This is a genomic window from Bacteroides sp. MSK.20.12 (assembly GCF_019052435.1).
In the GTDB taxonomy this organism is placed as follows: Bacteria; Bacteroidota; Bacteroidia; order Bacteroidales; family Bacteroidaceae; genus Bacteroides; species Bacteroides xylanisolvens.
Genome location: NZ_JAHQVH010000002.1, coordinates 218,466 through 237,798, shown reverse-complemented (window position 1 = coordinate 237,798; position 19,333 = coordinate 218,466). Strand labels below are relative to the sequence as shown.

Annotated in this window: 11 protein-coding genes; 3 read left to right on the top strand and 8 right to left on the bottom strand. The window is 41.7% G+C overall.

What is annotated here, in order from left to right; all coding sequences use genetic code 11:
- Positions 1-44 precede the first annotated feature (44 nt).
- Positions 45-2,525 carry a glycoside hydrolase N-terminal domain-containing protein gene (locus KTR06_RS02035; protein ID WP_074556733.1) on the bottom strand — a complete coding sequence of 827 codons (2,481 nt, stop codon included), beginning with the start codon at positions 2,523-2,525 and terminating at the stop codon, positions 45-47.
- A 21-nt stretch (positions 2,526-2,546) separates the two neighbouring features.
- A complete protein-coding gene (locus KTR06_RS02030; RefSeq protein WP_074556732.1) occupies positions 2,547-4,166 on the bottom strand; it encodes a pectinesterase family protein in 1,620 nt (539 codons plus the stop codon).
- 282 nt (positions 4,167-4,448) lie between these two features.
- On the opposite strand from KTR06_RS02030, the gene KTR06_RS02025 reads away from it, so the two are divergent.
- Complete coding sequence (locus KTR06_RS02025) at positions 4,449-6,089, top strand: pectate lyase (RefSeq protein ID WP_074556731.1); 1,641 nt, start codon at positions 4,449-4,451, stop codon at positions 6,087-6,089.
- A 167-nt stretch (positions 6,090-6,256) separates the two neighbouring features.
- Positions 6,257-6,457, top strand: a complete 201-nt coding sequence (locus tag KTR06_RS02020) for a DUF2007-related protein (RefSeq protein WP_004299812.1) — start codon at positions 6,257-6,259, stop codon at positions 6,455-6,457.
- Positions 6,458-6,634: 177 nt separating this feature from the next.
- Here the strand turns inward: KTR06_RS02020 and KTR06_RS02015 are convergent, their stop codons facing one another.
- Positions 6,635-7,069 (bottom strand): hypothetical protein, encoded by a 435-nt coding sequence (locus KTR06_RS02015; RefSeq protein ID WP_074556730.1) that lies wholly within the window; start codon positions 7,067-7,069, stop codon positions 6,635-6,637.
- Positions 7,070-8,217: 1,148 nt separating this feature from the next.
- On the opposite strand from KTR06_RS02015, the gene KTR06_RS02010 reads away from it, so the two are divergent.
- On the top strand, positions 8,218-10,302 hold the full coding sequence (locus tag KTR06_RS02010; RefSeq protein ID WP_217289906.1) for a BT4734/BF3469 family protein: 2,085 nt from the start codon (positions 8,218-8,220) through the stop codon (positions 10,300-10,302).
- Positions 10,303-10,496: 194 nt separating this feature from the next.
- Here KTR06_RS02010 and KTR06_RS02005 read toward each other — a convergent pair whose 3' ends face one another.
- The 5 genes from KTR06_RS02005 to KTR06_RS01985 all read right to left on the bottom strand — a co-directional run bounded on the left by KTR06_RS02005 (position 10,497) and on the right by KTR06_RS01985 (position 19,322).
- The gene (locus KTR06_RS02005) at positions 10,497-11,567 is read right to left on the bottom strand and encodes a virulence RhuM family protein (RefSeq protein WP_217289905.1); all 1,071 of its coding nucleotides are present in this window, start codon (positions 11,565-11,567) and stop codon (positions 10,497-10,499) included.
- Between the two features lie 445 nt (positions 11,568-12,012).
- Complete coding sequence (locus KTR06_RS02000; RefSeq protein WP_004305020.1) at positions 12,013-13,155, bottom strand: DUF1735 and LamG domain-containing protein; 1,143 nt, start codon at positions 13,153-13,155, stop codon at positions 12,013-12,015.
- Positions 13,156-13,187: 32 nt separating this feature from the next.
- Positions 13,188-14,309, bottom strand: a complete 1,122-nt coding sequence (locus KTR06_RS01995) for a glycoside hydrolase family 18 (RefSeq protein WP_004310491.1) — start codon at positions 14,307-14,309, stop codon at positions 13,188-13,190.
- A 33-nt stretch (positions 14,310-14,342) separates the two neighbouring features.
- Complete coding sequence (locus KTR06_RS01990; RefSeq protein ID WP_195401444.1) at positions 14,343-15,983, bottom strand: SusD/RagB family nutrient-binding outer membrane lipoprotein; 1,641 nt, start codon at positions 15,981-15,983, stop codon at positions 14,343-14,345.
- Positions 15,984-15,998: 15 nt separating this feature from the next.
- Positions 15,999-19,322, bottom strand: a complete 3,324-nt coding sequence (locus KTR06_RS01985; protein WP_121960432.1) for a TonB-dependent receptor — start codon at positions 19,320-19,322, stop codon at positions 15,999-16,001.
- Positions 19,323-19,333: the final 11 nt, after the last annotated feature.

The following is a 19,333-nucleotide window of genomic DNA, read 5'->3' as shown; positions in this document are numbered from 1 at the left end:
ACTCATTATTTATGCAAAAGCGTGGACTTTTTATATAGAATGCCTTATTTTACTGTAATAATTATCACCTCTCCTTCACGTGTATCCACATCATACAAATAAGTATCACGTAATGCCACTCCTTTTAAAGGTGCTTTCTCACTAATCATCGGGCGTGAGATTTGCTGTACTTTAAATAATGCGTTCGGATTCGCTTCTTCTTCCTTCTTCTGTTTCAACGATGCTCCTTCAGCAGCCAATTTCCAGTAAGAACGCAGACGCAGATTGCCTCCGATTTCCGAACGTAACACAGCTTTTACCAGCTTACCGTCCTTCCAGGTCAGTTCATCAATCAAAAAACCTCCCCGGGCACGCAACCCTTTCACTGTCCCGCTCTTCCATTCCGAAGGCAACGAAGGCAACAGATGAATCGCACCATCATGACTTTGCACCAGCATTTCGGCAATACCAGCCGTGCAACCGAAGTTACCATCTATTTGGAAAGGTGGATGCGCGTCGAATAAATTAGGATACGTTCCGCCTCCCTGTCCTTTTTGTATTTCAGGGCTGACATAAGTCAGCTGATTCTTTATCAACTGATAAGCATGGTCTCCATCAAGCATACGGGCCCAGAAACAAACTTTCCATCCCATTGACCAACCGGTAGAAGGATCTCCCCGTTGTATCAATGTGTTTTTTGCCGCTTCAAAGAGTACCGGAGAACGATAAGGAGAAATCTGATAACCGGGATATAGCCCCCAAAGATGAGAGATGTGCCGGTGACGATCATTAGGATGATCCCAGTCTTCAAACCATTCCTGCAATTGTCCGTACTGCCCTACCTGCATCGGAGGTAACTGCCGGCGCATATTCTTCAATGTATCACAAAAATCGGTATCTGCGTTCAGCACTTTGGCAGCTTCGCATGTATTTGAAAATAAATCAAAAACCAACTGATTATCCATCGTGATTCCTGCAAAAAGATTACTTTTCTTCTTTATCCAGTGCGGAGAATTCTCGGGTGAGTTGGAAGGAGTGACAACCAGATAACCCGTGTTCGGGTCGCGTACCAGAAAGTCGACAAAGAATTCCGAAGCACTTTTCATCATCGGATATACTTCCTCCAAATACTTCTTATCACCGGAAAACAAATAACGGTCCCATAAATGCTGGCAAAGCCATGCATTAGCCACAGGCCATGTCCCACAATAAGGACGGTCCACTGCACCCGTCATACGCCACAAATCCGTATTATGATGCAACACCCAGCCACGACAACCATACATTCGACTGGCAGCTTCACGCCCATTCTCGCTCAATTCACGTACCATCTGGATGAATGGTTTATGAAGTTCGGCCAAGTTGGTGATTTCCGCCGGCCAGTAATTCATTTCAGCATTAATATTCGTTGTATAATTGCAGCTCCAGGGAGGTCCCGGGTTATGATTCCATTTGCCCTGCAAGTTGGCGGGCTGGCATCCGGGCTGTGAAGATGAAATCAATAAGTAACGTCCATACTGGAAATACAATGCTATCAATGCCGGATCATAGGATGAAGAAAATTCCTTGATACGTACATCCATCGGCTTATTGGCTTGGGAAGTTTCACCCAAATCCAAAGTTACACGATTGAATTGTTTCTGATAAGCAGCAATATGAGCGGCTTTCGCTTTACTATAATCTTTCGCTGCATTTTTCAAATAAGCTTTATTCCGTTGATACGGATCGCCCGATATATCTTTATAGTTGACAAAGTTAGTCGCCATCGAGATATACAATGTAAGTTCACTGGCTCCTTGAACGCTAAGCAACGTGTCATTGGCAGTTATCACTTTCCCACCTTTATGTTTCACATCCAAATCGGCACAATAGTGCACTTTACCCGGAAAATAACGGCTGCCATGCGTAATACCTTCCAGCCGCAAACCTTTCTTTCCATAAATACTACGTTTCGGATCTCTCATCGGGGTATTAAAAAACAATTCGCAATTGATTGTTCCCGGTTTGGATGCTTTGATATGCCTGATAACCAGTTGATCGGTAAATGATGCAAATGTTTCTTCGGTAAATTCCACTCCGTCTACTTCGTAGCGAGTCACAGCTACTGCATTGCTTATATCCAGATCACGATAGTAATTATTTACTTTTTTGTGATCTTGATAACGGATATTCAGACGACCCACTGTCTGGTAAGGCATTTCATTCCCCACTTGTGAAAGAATCTTCGTTGCCGCCATGTTCTGCGCTTCTTCGTACTTTCCTTCAAAAATCAACCGGCGCATTTCCGGCAAAGCCGTTTTTGCTTCTTCATTATAGTTCTGGTAAGGAGAGCCCGCTGACACTGTTTCTTCGTTCAACTGTATTTGTTCCAGTTGAGGATCACCGAACACCATTGCCGCAATCCGTCCATTACCAACCGGGAGTGCCTCTTCCCAATAAGAAGCGGGTTTGTCATACCATATTCTATAGATGTTTTGTCCTTCCACATTCCCCAACAGAGAAGAAAAAGCCAACATACAACTGAATACTTTACTTATCATTTTCATATTTTAAAGTTTTAATTGTCATCACTCTTTTAAAGGTTCACTCAAAGACCCATACTCACTAACGGCCTTCACCTGATATGTCTTTCCTTCCTCAACATTACAAGACGTTTCCTTGGTTATTTGTACAGTTTCATCGTTCGCAATTACCAAATAACAAATTGCATATTTTGAAGCATCCCAACTTAATATACCGTTTTCTCTTTTCAGATTTTCCGGTGCGGATATTTGTTCCATATATTTCTTCGGGTCCCAATTATCGCCCTCACGAACAACGTTTTCATACGTATACCGAGCTGCTTCACCTGCCGTAAGGACAGCCTGACAAATGCCTGTCACCGGATTCTCTTGTTCATCCTGATAGGTATATTGCGTTTTACGCTGGCTTAAATCTACAGTATTCCCCTCCTTATCCTTACTGTTATATTCAGCAAACATTTGAGGAATAGCTCCCATATCCGTCCATCCTTCCGGAGCTATCTTTATATTAAAAATCGTATTGAGATATACAGCTATCGGAGAATTATGCCAGGGACGTCCCAACTTGACTCTTTCTGTATCAGCCAATTCATTTCCATCCACTATGCAATTATTCAACACATATCCCCAACGTGTTCCTACTTTATGAGAAGGAGCAACAATAATTGCGCCATCCCTCATATTATAAAAGGTGCAATGTTCGAGAAAGCAATTTCCATTTCCATAAAAGTAATCAACGGCTCCTTCAATCCAGCAATTCTGTGCATACAGTCTGCCGTTATCCGATTTAGGCCCAGTCTGCCAAGTGTCTTGGTACGAGAGGAATTTGCAATTATTGAATGAGTTGCGGTCATTCTGGGTATACATTGCCAATGCCATAGGACCTTTCTGTAATTCTTTGCCATATCCGTTTACAAAAGATATATTCTCTGCGTAAAAATCCGTAGCTTTCACTGATACCATAGCGGCTTCCGTTTTTCCTAAGTTCTTATAAGAGTACTTCCACACATCCGGATCAGTCGCACTGGCTTCGGTTGAGCTGTTAATTCGTAACTTGACAATTGTCTTGTCCACATCCTGTCCGATGAGATGAATATACGGTTTGTCTTCAGGAATAATAATTTGTTCTTCATACGTTCCGTTCGCCACGAAAATGAGCCAGGGTTCTGTTCTTTTCGAGGGGACATTATCTATTGCTTTCTGTATACTGGTATAGTTTCCTTTTCCGTCAGGACTGACCACCGCATCAAATATGCGTGCTTCCGGTTGAGGACGTTCTCTGATTGTAAACTGAATACTGACACCTTCGAATACATTTCCCTGAAAGTCTATGACTGCACCTTTGGGGAGGCTGAACTGACAGACCTGATTATAGTCCAAAGCAGTATAAGCGTAAGACGCTGTTTTACCTTTGAAAGTCAACTCCACTTCTTCGCCATTAAAATTCGCTTTCCCTTCTCCCGCTTTCACATACTCGTTAAAAGTAAGCAGAATCGTATTGTTTTCTTCGGCCGTTTCACCATTTGCAGGAGTTACAGACACCAAAGAAGGGGCTTCATGGTCGGGAACAAAAAAGTTATTGCTACTTTCCTTGCAACTTGTTGCCAGCAAAGCTGATAACAACAATAGTCCTTGGGACATCTTTGAAAATAAATGTGCTTTCATAAATTATTTGTTATATTCTTAATGATAGATTCTTATTCCATTATTATTTGGTCGTCCTGCCTTGAGCAGTTACTATTTCACGTTACAAAAGTATACGGAACAACATGAATACTTTCTCACTATTTGTTTGTTTGCGTGGACTTTTTTAATATCATTCAAAAGTTGCGGACTTTTTGTGCAATCTGGTGCACTATCTATGCAACCAGTTGTCTATCAAATTCTATCCGCTTACATTTGTATCAGTATCACTATCATCACATTTTATAAAAAATCAGGTAAGATATGAAAAACAACAAGGTAAAATTCATTTTCGTGGCACTACTGTTTGCCACACAAGTAGAATCGTTCTCCTCCTGTTCCACATCTTCAGTCAATGAAGATAATAAAGAACAGGAGACTCCACCGGATTCTCCCTCCGTATCTCCACCAGTGGAAGAAACAGCATATGCCTTTCCCGGAGCTGAAGGAGGAGGAATGAACACTACAGGAGGAAGAGGTGGAAAGGTATATATTGTCAGATCCCTGGAAGACTCCAAAGCACCGGGTACCCTCCGGTATGCCATCGAACAAAAGGAGCCTCGTATAATTGTCTTCTGTATATCCGGCACCATTTATCTAAAATCGACACTGGACATTCGGAACGGTGATGTCACGATAGCCGGACAGACAGCTCCCGGAGACGGTATCTGCCTGGCTCACTTTCCAGTAAATGTATCGGCCGATAATGTAATTCTACGATACCTGCGTTTCCGGATGGGAGATACGGATTTGCTGGGTTCTTCGGCTTCCGACGGTGCAGATGCTCTGGGAGGACGCCAGAAAAACAATATCATGATTGACCATTGTTCCATCAGTTGGAGCACTGACGAATGTGCTTCATTCTATGATAATACTAACTTTACCATGCAATGGTGTATTATTTCAGAAAGTCTCCGCTTATCGGGACATACCAAAGGCCCTCATGGATATGGCGGTATTTGGGGAGGAGTCAACGCTTCCTATCATCATAATCTGATGGCCCACCATGACAGTCGTACACCACGTTTCGGTTCCGGAGTAAAATATCAAGGTCAGGAACGTACTGATATGCGTAATAATGTTATTTATAACTGGAGCGGTAACGGATGTTATGGCGGCGCAGCAATGGGTATTAACATTGTGGACAACTACTACAAACCCGGACCCGCTACGGATGCCAAAGTGGCCAACCGTGTGATGGCTATCGACATCAGCTCTTCTGATGGAGATTTTGCACCAATCAAAGGGGTATTGGGACAGTATCATATCAGCCGGAATTACTTCGAGGCGGGAAACCAACTGACAGAAGCAGCCGCCGCAAAAGTGAACAAAGACAACTGGACTGGTATCCGTAACAACACCGGTCACTCTCTCGATGAACTGAAACGGGATACTCCGGTAGAAGTAGATGCGGTAACTACCCACACGGCACAAAAAGCTTACGAACTGGTGTTGAAATATGCGGGTTGCAGTCTCAAACGAGATGATATAGATACTCGTATCGTTGAAGAGACACGCACAGGAACGGCACAATTCATCGGAAAGAACGAACACAACGGATTAGGAGATGCCCCCTGCCCGAACGGTCCTTGTGAACATTGCGACAAAGGTATCATCCATTGGAAAAGTCAGAATTATCCTAAGGGCGGACTTATCGATAGTCAGAAAGACCTAAAGCCTTCCGGAGCTGGTAGCGACTGGAGCGCATGGCCAACATTAAAATCATTGCCACAAGTTACCGATTCTGACAATGACGGCATGCCTGACGAATGGGAAACCGCCAACGGATTGAACCCCAACAAATATGATGCAAACGGAAGAAATCTAAGTACTGCCTATGATAATATAGAGGTTTATATCAATAGCCTTGTAGAAACAATAACAAATACGCAAAATAAGAAATGAATGATGTGAGGGAAAACAACTCTTATTAACGCAAAAAACTGGTCAATTAATACAAATCCTGATTCAATGAATCATTTGTATACTATATATGAAACAATATTGCACCTCTATGTTGCTTTTCTCTCTTATCTTTGTCGCAGTAAAAACAAAAACACACTATAAAGATCATGATTACAAGTAGAAAGATTTCTCAAGTCAAAGTTTTTGCTGGTAGTCCTTGGGAGGTAGCCAGCGTAAAGAGTTTGTTGAATGCAGCTTATATTCAAGTGTCAACGAAAGACAATGGTTTAAACAGTATTTTGATTTCTGTTCCTTGCGAATACTATACTGCGGCCATGCGTGTAATTAATAACAGAAAAGTTTCATAGGTTTTAGGTTTACATATAAATTGGAGGGTTCTTATTGTCAGCAGGAGTTTTGGCTGGATAATACGGTGATTAGCAACTCATTGCACCCTGACAATAAGCTATGACAATAGGCTGACAATAAAAAGATCGTACTTTTATTGTCAGCCTGTTATTTAATAGATTAAATTCACAGCAGAATTATAGAATTCGTTTCAATCTCCTGCATATCTTTCTGATCCAGCACTTGCTACAAATAGCGTTGTCCGACATAGAATTCTTCTCGAAGGATCGCAGTCTTTCGTATTGTTCCTCCACCATTTTCCATAAACCGTCCAGTCGCGAACTTTGTCCTCTAATTGCCATTAATTCCTGATCCCGCATATTCAAGAGTGAAGCATACAATCTGCTGGTTTTGTTTTTTTCCATGCAAAGTTGCTCTAACTCATCGATATATTCAGACGTAATTCCCAGCTTAGTCCGTTTTATGAATTGCTGGATACTATCATCATCTATGGAAACTGTATCGTTCTCATAAGACACTGTGATTTTTTTCATTTCCACCCAGAGCCAGATATACTCTTTTTCGAGTCGGTATTTCTCGGCTGCCGCTTCTATGCTAATCCATTGTGACATAGTGTTTGTTTTTAATTTGTTATACAACAAGGAATAAATAGTGCTCTGTTGATGTTGATTCAACAAACATTCGCGCTTTTTGTATTCCGGGCGGACAGGAGATTGGGGTTGGGGATTTATAAGGATCATGAAACCAACCGGGTACAAAAAAAGCGTGAATGCTGTTGAACCATTATCCGTATTTGAGGCCTAGCAAACCCGTCCGAAAGATAATGATAACAACAGACATCCACGCTAATTGTGTATATATAACACATCTTTCATCGATATGTTGACATACGAGGTTGGGGATTTATAAAGATCATGAAACCAACCGGGTACAATAAAAGCGTGAATGCTGTTGAATCATTATCTGTCCTTGAGGCCTAGCAAACCCGTCCATAAGATAATGATAACAACAGACATCCACGCTAATCGTTTATATATAACACATCTTCCATCAATATGTTGATATACGACCGTTCACGTGGAATATCTGTTGAACCACCCCTCTACGGACAGAAACTTGCTAGATTTCAAGAACGAGGGATAATGCAATAATATTCCTATTTCAAAATAAATAACGCTTCTTACCTGTTTCACCACGCTGGTGAACAGAAAGCGTATGACAAAGATATGCTTTTTTTTCGAAACAAAGTGGAAATACGGAAATAAATACAGGAAGTTTTGTATTGAAAGAGAGGAAGTTCAATATTAGCAAAGAGCGTATAAGAAATATAAACTCGCTACGAAGCGAATGTCGCCCCCGTTAATTGAATGCTGCGCATCTGGTATCTTTCACTAAAGAAGCATGTATTGTTCGGCTAAAGCTACGGTATCTTTACCTTTCCACGGCCGTGGTGACTTCTTTCCACAGCCGTGACGAATTCCTACCACGGCCGTGGGAAGATCTCGTCACGGCCGTGGCGAACTACCAATACCGGTAAGTTAACGTAAGAATAACGGTGTCTTTAGGCAACAATACACAGTGGCGAGCATATCTTTACTTACTTGTTAATGTTTCAAGTCCGCCTTCTTGAATAGAGTATAACAAGAAAGCACATTCTTTATCGCGATAAAGCGCAAATAGTTTGTTTTACAAGTACCTTATCCGTACCTTTGAAACCAATAACAAACACTTACTCTCATTAAATATCAAGAGAAGAAAAATGAAGATTACACAAATCAGGGAAAACGGAGATACGGAGGCACTAAGCGTGACAGACATCGACCTGCTGATAGAAAAAATGAAAAAAGAAACCAAGCTCCGCCCGGTAACCGAATTACGTCAGGCCCTGCATTTTGTTCTACCCGACGAGCCTTGTTCCCTCGCCAACAAACTACCACGAGTGATTCCCGCAGCAGCCTTCGGGCGAGTGAACGGAGTGAAGCGAATGAAAACCTACAATGGCATTGTAGAACTGACCATCGGTCCGCTAGCCGGAAAGACAGAAGTGGAAATCGTGAAGCAAAAGGCAGCCGAACTTCCCCAAACAATGCTGGCTTTTATGGGAGCAAGTGGTAAAAGCGTCAAGATATGGACTTGCTTCACCCGTCCGGACGGCACTTTACCGCAAACAACGGAAGAAGCCGAAGTGTTTCAGGCACATGCTTACCGGCTTGCCATTAAATGTTATCAGCCTCAACTTCCCTTCAACATTCTATTGAAAGAGCCGAAACTGGAACAATTCTCACGTCTTAGTTATGATCCGGACTTGATTTACCGTCCCACTCCTGTCCCTTTCTATCTTTCACAACCCATCGGTATGCCCGGCGAGATGACTTATCATGAGAAATCGAGCACTGAAACATCTCCACTGAATCGAGCACTGCCGGGGTATGACACGGAAGATACAGTAGCATTGCTTTATGAAGCAGCATTGCGGAAGACATTCGAAGAAATGGAAACAGACTGGCATCGGAACGATCATGATTTGCAAACTTTAGTAGTCCCGCTTGCCGAAAATTGTTACTACTCCGGCATCCCGGAAGAGGAGGTAACCCGACGGACCATCATGCGTTATTACAAAAGAAAAAATCCGATGCTGATACGCGAAATGATAAGAAACGTATACAAGGAATGTAAGGGAGTGCCCAAAAGCAACTGCCTGACTAAAGAGCAACGCCTTAGCCTGCAGATGGACGAATTTATGAACCGTCGTTATGAGTTCCGTTATAATACGCAGATCGGGGAAGTGGAATACCGGGAGCGTTTCTCGTTTCAGTTTTATTTTCATTCCATCGACAAACGGGCACAAAACAGTATCATGCTTGATGCCCAATCCGAAGGTATTGGCGTATGGGACAGGGACATAGACCGATACTTACATTCCAACCGTGTGCCAATCTACAATCCGTTGGAAGAGTTCTTGTTTCATCTGCCTCATTGGGACGGCAAAGACCGTATTCATGCTTTGGCAAACAGGGTCCCTTGCAAAAATCCGCATTGGGAATTGCTTTTCCACCGTTGGTTCCTGAATATGGTTTCACATTGGAGAGGGGTAGATAAAATGCACGCAAACAATACGTCGCCCATATTAGTGGGCCGACAGGGAACTCATAAATCAACTTTCTGCCGTGAAATGATTCCGCCTGCGCTTCGCGCTTACTATACAGACAGCATTGATTTCAGCCATAAACGAGATGCAGAACTGTATCTGAATCGGTTTGCGCTCATCAACATCGATGAGTTTGACCAGATAACTCTGCCACAACAGGGATTTCTGAAACATATTCTTCAAAAGCCTGTGGTCAATCTACGGAAACCGCACGGTCGCTCGGTACTTGAATTGCAACGGTATGCTTCATTTATCGGTACAAGCAATCAGAAGGATTTGCTGACTGATCCTTCGGGAAGCCGCCGTTTCATTTGTATTGAAGTGACGGGAAACATCGACACTACACAGCCGATAGATTATGAACAGCTTTATGCACAAGCCATGCACGAGATTCATCATGGCGAACGCTACTGGTTTGACAGTGAGGATGAGCAGATTATGACGGAAAACAACCGTGAGTTTGAGCAGACACCGGCTATGTTGCAATTGTTTTACCAGTATTTCAAGGCTGCACAAACGAAAGAGGAAGGGGAATTTCTTACTCCGGTTGAAATCTTGAATTATCTGAAGAAGAAAAGCGGTATGTCATTGTCTGATAACAAAGTATACCACTTCGGGAGATTGCTGCAAAAATGCGGTATTCCTTCGAAGCATACTTATAAAGGTACTGTTTATCAGGTAATAAAGGTATTATAAGAGATAAAAGTAAGGCTGACAATAAAAGTCGGGATATTTTATTGTCAGCCTATTATCAATGGTTATTGTCAGGTGATAGAACGTTGATATTCATCTACTTGCGCATAATCCTGACAGTATGACAATAAAACAGGTACAAATCATCATAAGATCTAAATTTGAGAGTTTTGTTTCATAGATGAATAGGGGTAATCTTATTTAATTTCATCCACAAAGTCTAGTGTATCACCAATATTAAACTTGTCGAAATCAGACTGAAACAAACAGTCCTGAATGATACGGTATTTCTCAAATTCAGTTTCCGCATAGTCTTTCGCTTGTTCGGTAGAAACTTTTCCTGAATCATTTAAAACCGGGCGGTCATCGCTATCCAAGAATTTGTCTATGCGTTTCGCCCAGTCTTCCATCGTCATAGGAATATGCCGCTTTGCCCGGTCTTCTGCCAAATCCAGAAAAGCATTGACCAACCGTCCCATTGACTCCAGTTCTTCTTCTTTCAAATAATTCTTTGCTATCGACACATCTGTTTTTACAATCTTTCCGTTAGGAGCTTTCTCCCAGGTAGTTAGTCCCATGTGTTCCTTCTCTGCATCGGCACGCTCTACAATAAGTTCTGCCGCCGTGTGTCCATGAACTGCATAGTGCATTTTGTTCTGGACTTTTTTGAAAAACAAACGTGTGGTCGGGGCATTGAGGTTATAGTCTATGCTGGTAGCATAAATATCTGTTAGCTTTTGGTAGAAACGTCGCTCACTCAATCGTATTTCCCGGATTTCAGCAAGCAAATGTTCAAAGTAATCTTCATTGATGAATGATCCGTTCTCCATTCGCTTTTTATCAATGACATATCCACGAATGGCAAACTGCCGAAGTATAAATGTACACCATTGCCGAAATTGAGTGGCGCGCACGGAGTTGACGCGATAGCCGACTGAAATGATGGCATCAAGACTATAAATAAAAACTTCACGAGAAATATTCCGATTACCTTCTTTTTGAACTATCCGGTTTTTCCGGATAGTTGTATTCTTATCTACTTCTCCTTGCGAATATATATTTTTCAAATGTTCATTAATTGTGCGTATATCAACATCGAACAATATCGACATCGTCTTCTGCGTCAGCCACAAAGTTTCGTCCTGATAAAGCACTTCAATGCCTTCTTCTTTATTCTCTATCTGAAAAATAAGAAATTCAGCCGTACTATTGCGTATTTGCAGTTTCTTGCTTCCGTTATTACTTTCTTCCATATTCATCTTGAACATTCATTTCTTTTATCAGAAACAAATGTACTTAGAACATATCGAACTGCCAAAGATAATATCTCCTATTTTATCTCCACCTTCGTCTGTAATCTTATGTCATTGGAAGCAGCGCCAATCATTATCTGAGAAGTTCCCTAAAAAGATCATAATTACAGTAGAAAGCTTTCTCCGTAATATCTTCGCTTTATGGATTCAACAGATTTTATTCGTATTTTTCCGGTTTACATATTGGTTTACATGAACCGCATAAATTATATGTATAAAGGTACTGGCAAAAACATTTAGATGGAAAAGATATAAACAGGGGAAATAGTAACTTCTTCATAAAACAAACATAAATAAAAGAAACCTGCTTACCCAAAGAATATTATCTTTTCAGTAAGCAGGCTTTCACTCATATTCAAAAATGCAAAGAGCAAAATCTCTCACAAATTTGTGTGTTCCATTAATTGATAGCTATCGGAGCATCCAACGTCTTAATAGTAATTCCATTTGTAGTACCGTTTATACGCCCTGTGGCATCTTTGATAACTCCACCTTCCTGAGTCTCCGATCCGTCTAGTTTATAATAAAGTGCCAAGCCTTCTGAAGCAGGGTCAACACCCAGCATATTCTGCTTAAGTTGATTTTCCGTACGGGCTACACTCCAAACACGGACTTCACTCATTTTACCATGGAATGGACGTTCACCCCATTTAAAACCATAGATTCTACCAATATAAAAACCCATATCCGAATTCGGATCAAAACCGTCAATACCCCAATCTGAACCAGCCCATTTCTCACCATTTACATAAATGCCTGTTTTTCCTGTCGGTTGATCATAAGTCAACGCTACATGATACCAACGATTTGTTAACAACGGTTTCGTTACACGGTAGTTCTGTCCTCCGGCCACTTCCAAATAATCTTTAGGAGTAATTCCTCCTCCCGCATCACCGATACGGAGGATCATCACACCTTCGGTTCCCATAATCGTATTATTATCGAGGAAATAATCCACATTAATCAATGCTTCGTAAGTGAATGACGAGAAGAAAGTACCGACAGGGAACTTCACAGAAATATAGTGATTACTGAAGTTACCAGCTTTGGTAATTTTCAACGGTTTGGAGAAAAAGAAATATGCAATGTTTGTTCCGGAAAGAGTCGACACCGAAGACGAATGCACCCGCATAGGCAAAACATACGAGTTCCCGGCTTTCAAAGCTTCTAACCCGGAAAGTTCGACTTCTACATTATCCGCATACAATTTTCCACTCGAAATAGAAGATGTCGTACTGCTTAGCTTTACCTGCGAAACATCAAGCATCTCATAATTTGTGCCATACTTTGCATTGTATTCGTCTACTACACTTGGTTCGGCTACACTATATGATACGTCTACCTGAGAGGAAGTTGCTGACGAGAGTCTTGAAACCAGATCAAATGTCATTACATCCATTTCATCTTCCACCGAGAAATTATATTCCTTGCTTTCGAAATAAACCTTAGGCTCCAGCAGGTCATTCATGCTGTCGTTGCAAGCGCCCAACAATAACGCCATACTACCTACCATCAAATAATAGAATATATGTTTATTCATCATCTTTTTACTGTTTTAGAATTTTATAAGTCCACTTATTCCTGCGGTTTATTTTCCGCTTCGTTTTGTTTCGCTTTCCATTCATTGAAAACCCGCTGATTGATTTGAATAGCCTGACGCATCCATTTATAATTTGGCGTATTGTCATAATCATTATCGAAGCGATAAGCTCCTACTCCACCTTTATAACCTTCTCGCGGCATAGCAGCTGCCTGCTTCAGCAATTGACCTCCATTAGTGGCATACTTTTCAAAGTTCTCTGTGCAGATTATTTTCTTAGGATCAACGCCATAACCATCAAAACCGGGATTGGAACTACCATAACTTTGTATAATCCAATAATCGACATACTCATCCAATTCATGGGTAAGCCCATAAATATTTCCATCAATACAGATCATTTTATGTCCTTTACCTTCCGGATCGCTTTTCGGGCCAATGTAATTATTCATTTCTTTAACCAAATGAATCAAATGCTTATTCTGACTCAATGTGCCATCCATATCAAACACACCACTACCGATTTCCCAGTCTACATCATAACCGTCCCATTCGTTTGCATACAAAGAATCGCACAGAGCTTTGGCAAACTTCGCCAGACATGCATAATGGTTTTCACTTTCAAACTGACCTTCAAATCCCCAATATTTCCAACGGGCTTGTTTCTTCGCCGTTTCCAATTGAGCCGCCGACCAGCCTTCTTCCTCCGCTTGTTTTTCCACTTCGAGGTATACCGAATTTGGTGTCGCACCCTTACCAAGATAAGAAAGCAGACTTACCTGCAACAGTTTCGTTCCTTTCACCTTTTGCACAAACTCTTTATCTGCCTTCTGCTCCGGAGTGATTTCATAACGTCCTGGAGCGCCACTCCACATTGAAACAAAATCCATACTATCGGGCATAGCAGAGAGATATCCTCTTCGATAAGCTCCAGCAGGCGCCCAATTGGAATACCATCCGAAAGCTACGGGACGATTGTAATTCCAAGCAGTCGCCTTATAGGCGCGCAGATTGGCATAATATGCCTCACTCTCCGCATTGTTCATTGTGGCATACCCGCCTATATGGTCTATCTCAATATTCTCCACATCCATGCAAGAAGTTACCATCATGCCTGTCAATGGAATAATATATAACAATTTTCTTAATGATTTCATATTCTTCATCTGTATTAAAATGATACATGTAGGTTATCTCTTACAATCCCACCACAAACGGGTAGAAGACTTATCTTCGCCACCTGCACCGTTATTGAACAACTTCAAGGCTGCTTCATAAATAGCCTTTCCCTCGTTAGTCTGAGAAAAACTGGTAGGATAAATCATACGGCGAATACCGCCCTCAAGAGTTGCGCCTTGCACTGCTCCTTTCAAAGTCTTAATGACATTCAACTTCGGATAACCGGTTCTTCTCCATTCCGTCCACGCTTCCTGTCCGTTAGGAAACAAAGCAATCCACTTCTGAATCATAATTTTTTCCAACTTCTGCTCTGTTGTTCCTTCAAACTTGGCAGTAGTCTCACACGGAGCAGAAAGTGTTTGCCCATACTGATAATGGGAAAAAACATATGCCCGAGGTGACAAATTGGAATTCATATAATCGTCTACAGGATCGGTCACACCATTCTCCTGAAAAGACATATCAATGCCCTGTTTATACCATGAATTCGCACTGCCGAAACCTTCCCACACTAAAGCTGCTTCCGCACGCAAAAAATAAACTTCCGATGCACGCAGCCAATATGTAGGAGTTCCACTTTGAATATTGGGCTTTGAGCAAGATTTGTAGATGTCATTCTGCGCATTGGCATGCCCTGCCGGCACCGCTTGATACGTTTTTCCGTCGAAAGCCTCAACACCATAAGAGGCATTACCATCCATCGGCAAAAAATAAACGCTCAAACGCGGGTCTTCATATCCCATCAGATAAGAAAAGATGGAAGAACCCATACGAGCTTCATTATAGTTGCCTGCCAACCATTCAATGTTGTTGCGGAAAGTCATACCCGCTCCTTGACTCATTTGAGCCGCATCATCCTTAGCCGTCATCACGCCAATAGAATGATTCACTGCTTGAGTAGCATACTTTTTCGCCAGTTCCGCATCAGCGAAGCGGACACGCATAGCCAAACGAAGCATCAGCGAATTGCCGTATTTCACCCATTTGGTAGCATCTCCGGCATATACCGCATCATAAGCGCCCATTACATTCACCCCATTTTCCGCCTTTTCCGTTAATTCTTCAATGGCTGCGGTCAATTCTTCAAACATCGCCGTATACACCTCTTTCTCCGAATCGAACGGAATGTTCATTGTAGCGTCCGCCGCATGAGAATAAGGCATCGGACCGAAACTTTCAAGTGTCTTGTGCCAAGCGGAAATCTTCAGAATTTGAGCCAAAGCAAAGACTTCGGGCGTACCATTTTTCTCGGACGCTATTTTCAATTTCTTCCAAGGATCAAGAGCATTGGTATAAGACTGTGTATAGGTCGCTTTTATCCAATTGTCCAACAAATAATAAGTAGTATTGTTACTACCTGCGTTCCAACCGTTACTGTTGTTCTCGCCAAAAAATCCACTCCAATTATCGGCCGACAGATGATAAGCTATTTGATATTCATTGATAACATCTGTATCATCAGCCTGTGTGCCTACGGGAATCACTGTCCGTTGCATAGCTGTAATCAGCCCTCCGACTTCAAAACCATCCATCGCACCTTCTCCGTCGCTCATCTCAAATTGGTTGGTATTGATTTCTTCAAAATTGCATGAGGCAAATAGCGCCATTGCGCATATCACCGCTAATAGTTTAAAATGATTCATTTTTCTCATAATAAAGAAGGTGTATTATAATTTAAATTTAATACCGAAGCCAAAGCTACGAACACTCGGTTGCATAAAATAATCATTACCTTGTCCGTAAGTACTAGTGGAAGGAGTCAGTTCCGGATCGAACGGAGCTTCGCAATACAACATCCAAGGATTGTTGGCTATAAACGAAACTGTAACATCTTTCAACACGTTACCAAACCACTTATTAGGCATAGTATAGCTAAAGGTAAGTTCTTGCAAACGAATATTGGTGGCACTGTATACATAGTAACCGGAAGTTTCATAATTTCCCGTACCTGTCATCTGATAATAAGACTTCGCATCTACCAGACCTTGTCCCTTCAACAATACGCCTCCCGCTTCACGAGCCTCAGCCGAACGTTTGGACACACCGTAACGATCAAGCAATGCCTCTGTAGAAGAGGTCACCACACCACCAAAACGCCCGTTGATCTGGAACCCGAGTCCAAAGCCTTTGTATGTCAACATATTACTCCATCCCAGATTAAAGTCAGGAGAAGTTTTTCCCAAATAAACAGGTTCCCCCTTTTCCATTCCAAAGGTTCCGTCGCTCTTTACCTCAACATATCCCAGGTGGTCTTTCTTCAAGAAGGTGTTGGCATAAATATCGTGGATACTTCCGCCTTCTTTCAAGATGACACGACCACCATCCTTCAAAACCTCCGGAATATTAATCGGTTCATCCATCAAATCCGTATGATAGTTTTCAACCATCTCCTTAATCTCGTTTATATTTCGAGAGAATGTCAATGTTGAAGAGATTCCTAATCCGAACTTAAACCGATCGGAATAGCTTAATGAAGCCTCCCAACCACGATTTTCCACATTACCGGCCTGCAAATAAATCTGCTTGTATCCGGTATATTCCGGAAGATCACCCAAGAAGGTCTGATTGTATGTATTAGAATGATAGTAGGTTACCTCCGCACTTAATTTATTCCACAACTTCAGACTTAATCCAAATTCGTATGACTTTGTACGCTCTGCCTTGAAATCAGTAAACGGATAGATACCGGTAGGATCTAATGCACCACCCACAATAGGGGTAGTTACCGTACCCGGAGTCAGTCCCGAACGGGATACAGGCGCACCGACTTCCGTATACGAACCGCGAACTTTCAGGTAAGAGATAAATTCGGGCAATTTGACCATCTCGGAAATAATCCCGGACAGACCGATTGAGGGATAGAAGAAAGATTCTTCATCGGTATTCACCAAACGTGAATTCCAGTCATTACGTCCGGTCAGCGTCAAATAAAGCATACTCTTCCAACCAAGTTCCAAATTGGCAAAAACAGCATGATTACGTACACGACTATCACCACCCTTTTCTGAGATACGACCATTAGCCGGATCGATATTAGAAGCCGCAAATTTATTGGGCACTCCCAATAATGTCCCTTTGTATCCTCTCTCCAATGCCCAATAGTTAGAATAGTTCCAACCCGCATTGGCAGAAATACTGAAATCAGCTATATGTTTATTTACGTTCAACATAAAGTCGGCATATTCCTGACGGTCTTCATAGTTATTGTATCCATACAGTCCTTTCTTTCCTTCCGCAAATTTATCGTCGGATGAAGCGTAAATCTTGCGTTCAAACAATACATGTGTGTCATCCATTCTGAAACGGGCTGTCGCATTCAACCAATCGGTAATATTATAAGTCAACCCTACGTTGAACATATAACGACTCTTTTCATTCGTAGCTACATTGCGATAAGCAGTCCAGTAAGGGTTCTGTGAAGCATATACCGGATCTGCCACCGGCCAATACTGAACCGGAAGTTGGCGACTTTCATCGAAATGTTCGAATGACTTAATTCCATCAAAGTCTTCACCACGAGGGAACAAATAGGCGGCCATCACCGGATTCCAATATTGTCCTTGCGATACCATATTCTTGTCTTTCTGTTTCACATACGACGCACCTAAATCGAGTTGTAATTTATCATTAAGGAAAGTTGCCGTATTACGGATTGTGAAATTCAAACGATCATATTCATTATTAGGTACAATACCTTTGGAATTGGTAGAAGAAACAGAAGCAAAAGTCTGATTCGATTTCGTACCGGTGGTCAACGTAACCGAATTAATAAAGTTTGTTCCGGTATTAAAGAAATCCTTCTTAGGATCATAACTTGTAGGAGTCAACAGTTTCTCACCCCAGCTTTCATACATATCTTTTTTGTTACCATACGTATTTTGAAACTCAGGAGTCATATAAGCTTTGCTGAACTCTGAAGAAGAAGAGAACTGCACTGAAAGTTTTCCTTCTTTTCCTTTTTTAGTGGTAATCAAAATTACACCGTTAGCGGCACTACTACCATACAACGCAGCAGCCGAAGGACCACTCAAAACAGAAAGACTTTCAATATCTTCGGGATTGAAGTCGGCGATTCCTTCTGTTCCGGCCTTACCTTCACCCATAATACCACTGTCGGTATTTCCCATATTGGTATTGAACAAAGGAATACCGTCCACCACATACAAAGCATTGTTATCACCTTCAATAGATTTTGCACCACGCATTACAACACGTGTCGCACCACCAACTCCACTAGCACTTTTGTTAATACTCACTCCGGCTATCTTACCGTTCAGCGAGTTTACGAAGTTAGCATCTTTTACTGTAGTCAGAGCATCTCCCTTGACTTGTTGTACATTGTAAGACAACGCCTTTTCTGCACGTTTGATACCCAATGCCGTCACAACAACTTCATCGAGCACTTCTGTATCCTGCTTCATTACAACCGGATAGAAATCTTTCTTGGAAACAGGAATTATCTGTGCAGCATATCCGATATAAGATACTTTGAGAATAGATTTCTCTGCCGCCTTGATCGTAAAGTTACCATCGAAATCGGTAATCGTACCTGTAGAACTACCATCCACAGATATATTTACTCCAATCAACGGTTCACCGCTTTCATCAGTAACCTTTCCTTTGATATTTTTAAGGGTTTGTGCAACTACAGGCTTCTTTTCAGCTATTATGATGTAGTTACCTTGAATCTGGAATGAAAAGCCCGTCCCTTTTAAGATGGTATCAAGTGCGGTCTCGAGGGATGCATTCTGCAAGTTTAACTGGGCTATTACTTTTCCTTTTAATTCGGAATCACTATAATTTATAGACTTTTTGGACTGTTTTTCCACAGTTTTTAAGGCATCAATGACAGTGATGTTCTTCTGCTGGATAGTTATTTTACTATCATTTTGAGCCAAAGCGAAAGTCTGTATAAGAATAAGACTTAAAAAAGTGAGAAAGACCCGCTTATGAGCTATTTTTTCTGCTATTTTTTCGTAGATTTGTAGCATCTTTAGTATTA